This window comes from Photobacterium sp. BZF1, from assembly GCF_014349205.1.
Classification (GTDB): Bacteria; Pseudomonadota; Gammaproteobacteria; order Enterobacterales; family Vibrionaceae; genus Photobacterium.
In genome coordinates, this window is the sequence record NZ_JACSOF010000245.1 from 1 (window position 1) to 5,354 (window position 5,354).

6 protein-coding genes are annotated in these 5,354 nt (G+C 50.6%); 4 read left to right on the forward strand and 2 right to left on the reverse strand.

Annotated elements, in window-relative coordinates; all coding sequences use genetic code 11:
- On the forward strand, positions 1 to 861 hold an 861-nt coding region (gene fbaA, locus BIZ37_RS29295), incomplete at its 5' end, for a class II fructose-bisphosphate aldolase (protein WP_187464542.1).
- 275 nt (positions 862 to 1,136) lie between these two features.
- Positions 1,137 to 2,063: a small-conductance mechanosensitive channel MscS gene (mscS, locus tag BIZ37_RS29300; protein WP_222939890.1), complete on the forward strand. Its 927-nt coding sequence runs from the start codon at positions 1,137 to 1,139 to the stop codon at positions 2,061 to 2,063.
- A 126-nt stretch (positions 2,064 to 2,189) separates the two neighbouring features.
- Here the strand turns inward: mscS and BIZ37_RS29305 are convergent, their stop codons facing one another.
- Complete coding sequence (locus BIZ37_RS29305; protein ID WP_187464543.1) at positions 2,190 to 2,687, reverse strand: YbaK/EbsC family protein; 498 nt, start codon at positions 2,685 to 2,687, stop codon at positions 2,190 to 2,192.
- Positions 2,677 to 3,309, reverse strand: coding sequence for a LysE/ArgO family amino acid transporter (locus BIZ37_RS29310; protein ID WP_187464544.1), 633 nt, complete (start codon positions 3,307 to 3,309; stop codon positions 2,677 to 2,679). The genes BIZ37_RS29305 and BIZ37_RS29310 overlap by 11 nt, the downstream gene beginning before the upstream one ends.
- Positions 3,310 to 3,486: 177 nt before the next feature.
- On the opposite strand from BIZ37_RS29310, the gene BIZ37_RS29315 reads away from it, so the two are divergent.
- Both BIZ37_RS29315 and BIZ37_RS29320 read left to right on the forward strand, forming a co-directional pair.
- Positions 3,487 to 4,383 carry a LysR family transcriptional regulator ArgP gene (locus BIZ37_RS29315; protein WP_187464545.1) on the forward strand — a complete coding sequence of 299 codons (897 nt, stop codon included), beginning with the start codon at positions 3,487 to 3,489 and terminating at the stop codon, positions 4,381 to 4,383.
- A 103-nt stretch (positions 4,384 to 4,486) separates the two neighbouring features.
- The gene (locus BIZ37_RS29320; RefSeq protein ID WP_187464546.1) at positions 4,487 to 5,185 is read left to right on the forward strand and encodes an oxidative stress defense protein; all 699 of its coding nucleotides are present in this window, start codon (positions 4,487 to 4,489) and stop codon (positions 5,183 to 5,185) included.
- Positions 5,186 to 5,354 lie beyond the last annotated feature (169 nt).

Sequence of the window (5,354 nt, forward strand, 5' to 3'; positions counted from 1 at the left end):
GGCCTGAAACTAGAAGGTCAAGAATCTCAGATCATGGGTGCTGTAGCTGGTGCGAAATACGTACACGCTGTTGCTGAGTCTTACGGTGTTCCAGTAATCCTTCACACTGACCACGCTGCTAAGAAGCTTCTTCCATGGATCGACGGTCTACTAGACGCGGGTGAAGAGTTCTTCGCACAAACTGGTAAGCCTCTATTCTCTTCTCACATGATTGACCTTTCTGAAGAGTCTCTAGAAGAGAACATCGAAATCTCTGCTAAGTACCTAGAGCGTATGGCTAAGATGGGCATGACTCTAGAAATCGAACTAGGTTGTACTGGTGGTGAAGAAGACGGCGTTGACAACACTGATATGGATCAGTCTGAGCTGTACACTTCTCCAGAAGACGTAGCTTACGCTTACGAGAAACTAAACGCTATCAGCCCACGTTTCACTATCGCTGCATCTTTCGGTAACGTACACGGTGTATACAAGCCAGGTAACGTTGTTCTAACTCCAACTATCCTACGTGACTCTCAGGCATACTGTGCAGAGAAATTCGGTATCGCTGATAACGCTCTGAACTTCGTATTCCACGGTGGTTCTGGTTCTTCTCAGGAAGAAATCGAAGAGTCAATCGGCTACGGTGTTATCAAAATGAACATCGATACTGATACTCAGTGGGCAACTTGGGACGGCGTACGTGCGTACGAAGCGGAAAACCGTGACTTCCTACAGGGCCAGATCGGTAACCCAACTGGCGAAGACGCGCCTAACAAGAAATACTACGATCCACGCGTATGGCTACGTGCTGGTCAGGTTGGTATGGTTAACCGTCTTGAGCAAGCTTTCAAAGACCTTAACGCTATCGACGTACTATAAGTTACGTTTAGCTTAAAGTTTTGCAAAAAACCCGCTTCGGCGGGTTTTTTTATGCCTGTCATTTGTTTGTGAACTTGCTCAAATTTTTGTTGGCGTTTTTTGAGCCGAGGAGTATTATCCGGCGCGAAAAAGAGCTATCAAGGCTCAACAAAATCAATAAATCACTGTTATAGTGGTGATTGCATAAGTAATTAACATAATTAAGCCTATGATTATTTGTGCTCCCGTGGCCTTTTTTACGGGAAAGGAAATAACATTTGCAGGATGAGAAAGGTATGAGTGAGAGTAGTGTTGCAGATACCGTAACGGATACCGTCACCGGTGTTGCCGATACGGTGGTGGATACCATTAAGGATAATGAATTAACAACAGGTGTGCTTAACGCTGGGACTTGGGTTGCCGACAACCAGGAACTGCTGATCCAGTACGGGGTAAATATCCTGTCTGCATTGGTCATCCTATTTATCGGTAATATCATTACCAAGAGCATCGCCAACGGCGTAGCCAAAATGCTGCGTCGCAAAGACATGGATGAAGCGGTCGTTGAGTTCTTGCACTCGCTGGTTCGCTACCTGCTATTTGTCATCGTGCTAATTGCCGCACTGGGCCGGATTGGTGTGCAGACAGCCTCTGTGGTTGCTGTAATCGGTGCCGCCGGTTTGGCTGTTGGTCTGGCTTTGCAGGGCTCGCTGTCAAACTTTGCCGCAGGTGTATTGATTGTTGCCTTCCGTCCGTTCAAGTCAGGTGACTTTGTCGAGATTGGTGGCGTGTCAGGTTCGGTTGAATCCATCCAGGTGTTCTCGACTATTTTGAATACCCCAGACAACAAGATGGTAGTGGTACCGAACGCGTCGGTAATCGGTGGCCCGATTACTAACTATTCGCGTCATAAAACCCGCCGTATCGACTTGGTGATTGGCGTGTCATATGATGCCGATCTGAAGCATACCAAAGCAGTATTGAACCGTGTTATTGAAGCTGATGACCGTATCCTGAAAGACCCAGAGCCGACGGTCGGTGTGCTTGCATTGGCTGATTCATCAGTGAACTTCGCGGTACGTCCGTGGGTGAAAACGTCAGATTACTGGGCGGTTTACTTCGACTTGATGCAGGCTATCAAGGAAGAGTTGGACAAAGAAAACATCGGGATCCCGTATCCGCAGATGGATGTCCACCTCAACAAGGTTCTCGAACAGCAGTAAGAGCCATATCAAAAAAAATGGAGCCGCAAGGCTCCATTTTTTGTGTGGTTGTTCGTGCTGATCATCCTTGGCACTTGGCATATTTACTTTTCTCGCCTCTCGCCTCTCGCCTCTCGCCTCTCGCCGCTATTCTCCCGGTAAAGGGATCACTGTATTGGGAAGCTCTTCCAGCAGCTTATCAAGATCCGAGGCAGCAAAAGCAAAGGTCATGTCCGGCTTGCCGGGGGTGAACATCAAATCCTGGTAGCCGTATACCACTGGGTCGACAAGCAGGGTGATGTCGGCTGGCAGGCCAAAGGGGCACACTGCGCCCGGGGCGCAACCAATTTCCTCGATCATTTCTTCGTGGGTACAGACCGATACCCGCTTGCCCAGTACCTGCTTGACCAACTTGCTGTTGAGCCGACTGTCACGGTGGGTCAGCAGCAGGCAATGGCCGCCACCTTTGACCTTCATAAACAGGCTCTTGGTCGGGGCGGCTGTCCAGCCGAGCTCTTTACCGATCCGCTCGTCTGCCTCGAAATCGAGTATCGGCTCGTGCTGCCACTGTTGGTAGCTGACATTGGCTTGGCTGAAAAGCTCTAGGTTGGACTGGTAGATGTGTTCTATTTTCTCAGGCTGCATATTGGCTCCATAATCTTTGTGCCAGATGAGTGGCGATGAAGAACATCATAGCGGCAACGGCTAGGTCAATTCCGCGCTTTACCTTGGGTTTTGATAATGTCGGGCCTAATTTTGCTGCTCCCATCGACAGGGTATAGAACCAGACGAACGAGGCTAGGATAGTACCGATAGCAAACGCGACACGGTCGTTGCCTTCAAATTGTCCACCGATAGAACCCAGGATCACCACGGTATCGAGGTACATGTGGGGGTTTAACACGGTCACAGCCAATGCTCCAAGGATCACTGCACGGCGCCCGCGGGCCAGCACCTCTTTGTTTTTTTCCTGCTCGCATGGTTTGCGTAGGGCGCTGCTTAGGGACAGGCAACCGTAAAAGGTCAGGAACAGGATGCCGCCGATAGTCACGCTGGTCAGCAGGGTTTCATTGCTTGATAGCAACGCACCACCACCAAAGATCCCAAGGCTGATAAATAGGGTATCGAGAATGCTGCAGACCGTTGCGGTAGTAAGGTGGTGGTTACGCTTGATCCCCTGGTTGAGTACAAAGGCGTTCTGTGCCCCGATTGGAATAATCATCGATGCCCCGAGTCCAAATCCTTGTAATAACGCCCAAATGCTCATTTTACTGCTTACCTTATTGTTTGATTTTATTGCGACTCCCAGAGTCTGGGAGGCCAGTATGGATGTGATGGCGCAAGCATACTCCTGCCACTAACATTAAGTACAACTAATAAAATTTATGTAATATTAGAGTTTCTAATGAGGTGGTTTCATGGCCATAAAACGGGGTGAAAAAGGATGCGGGGACTGGATTACCGGTGGATTGAAGCGCTTGATGCGGTGATATCACAACGGGGGTTTGAGCGGGCGGCAGAGTATCTGTGTATTACCCAATCAGCGGTATCACAGCGGATCAAGCAGCTGGAGAAATTGATGGCCCAGCCAATGTTGGTCAGGGAGCAGCCACCACGGCCAACGGCGGCAGGACAAAAAATGCTGGGGCTGTACCGCAGGGTAAGGTTACTTGAACAAGAGTTGTTACCCGAGCTGACGCCGGATGACAGCAGCCAGCCCTTATCCGTGTCTATTGCCACCAATGCTGATAGCTTGGCAACCTGGCTGTTGCCTGCGCTGAGCCCACTGCTGCGCTCGCGGCGGATAGAGCTGAACTTAATGATTGAAGACGAGGCCCGTACCCTAGACAAGCTTCGAAGTGGCGAGGTGGTCGGGGCGATAAGTATGGAATCGACCCCGATGCCGGGCTGTGTTGCCGATTACCTCGGTAGGGTCGATTTCCTTTGCGTTGCCAGCCCGTCTTTTGCCGATAAGTATTTTGCCCAAGGGGTAAACCGCGACACCTTGCTGGCTGCCCCCGGGGTGGCGTTTGACCAGCATGATGATATGCATGAGCGCTTTATCCATCAGCACTTCAACCTACCATTTGGCAGCGTGATGAAGCATACGGTGCGCTCATCAGAGGCGTTTGTCAGGATGGCGGTAGAAGGCATTGCTTATTGCTTGATCCCGCGGATCCAGATCCAGCAGGAATTGGACTCGGGTTTGTTGGTGAACTTAACCCCCGATATTTTTCTGACCCGCCGAATGTATTGGCATCACTGGGCTCTGGAGAGTGGGGTATTGTCTGATCTGTCTGAGCAATTAACCCAATATGCAGGCCGGGTGCTACCTAAATAAAACAATGTACAAAAAATTTCTCATTTCAGGGAATTTTTTGTCTTTGCCTGTTGTCATAAGGACAAAGCATGAAAAACAGACTCGGATAATAGGAATAAGACAGATGAAAAAACAACTTATCGCAGTGATGTTAGGGTTGGGTTTAATGGGCACCAGTGGTATCGCTGCAGCCTCGGTCAATGTTCCGCATTTGCAGACAACGGGTAGCGGCGAAGTGACGGCCCAGCCGGATATGGCAGTCTTTTCCGTGGCAGTAGAAGAAATACGCCCAACCGCCAAAGAAGCCAAGCAGGCAGCGGATAAAGCGGTAGCAGCCTTTGTTGCCCGTTTGCTTGATGAAGGTATCGCGCGTAGCCAGATCCAAAGTGCGAATATCAGCCTCCAGCCACAATACCATTACCCGAAAGACAAAGAACCTGAGCTCAAGGGCTACCGTGCCAGCCGCCATGTGACGGTGACGGTTAATGAGCTGGATAACCTCAACACCTATCTGGATAGCGCGTTGGGCGACGGTATCAACCGCATCAACAACATCGAGCTCAAGGTCAGCAACGAAGACGAGTACCTAGAGCAAGCACGCCAGGCTGCGATCAAAGATGCTATCGCCAAGGCAGAATCGCTGGCCAAAGGGTTTGGCGAGTCATTGGATGGGGTATGGCAGATCTCCTATCAGGCCAGCCAGCCACGCCCGATGATGATGCGCATGGCGATGGATGCAGCTCCAGAGAGTGCAGTGAGCTACCAGGATACCGAAATCACCATCCGCGACCGGGTGGATGTGGTGTTTAAGCTTGAGGAGTAATTGGTCCTAGGAAAAGCAGGCCCTAGGACCTAGGAAAAGCAAAAATTAGAAGCAAGAGTTTGATCTATAGCAGCTACAAGCGAATGCTGCCTGCAGGACCCAGGACCCAGGACCCAGGACCCAGGACCCAGGACCCAGGACCCAGGACCCAGGACCCAGGACCCAGGAC

What these genes read in the sequence shown, in the direction of transcription:
- BIZ37_RS29310 (WP_187464544.1), bottom strand. Translation starts at nt 3,309, where the DNA reads ATGAGCATTTGGGCGTTATTACAAGGATTTGGACTCGGGGCATCGATG.
- BIZ37_RS29305 (WP_187464543.1), bottom strand. Translation starts at nt 2,687, where the DNA reads ATGCAGCCTGAGAAAATAGAACACATCTACCAGTCCAACCTAGAGCTT.
- BIZ37_RS29320 (WP_187464546.1), top strand. Translation starts at nt 4,487, where the DNA reads ATGAAAAAACAACTTATCGCAGTGATGTTAGGGTTGGGTTTAATGGGC.
- BIZ37_RS29315 (WP_187464545.1), top strand. Translation starts at nt 3,487, where the DNA reads ATGCGGGGACTGGATTACCGGTGGATTGAAGCGCTTGATGCGGTGATA.
- mscS (WP_222939890.1), top strand. Translation starts at nt 1,137, where the DNA reads ATGAGTGAGAGTAGTGTTGCAGATACCGTAACGGATACCGTCACCGGT.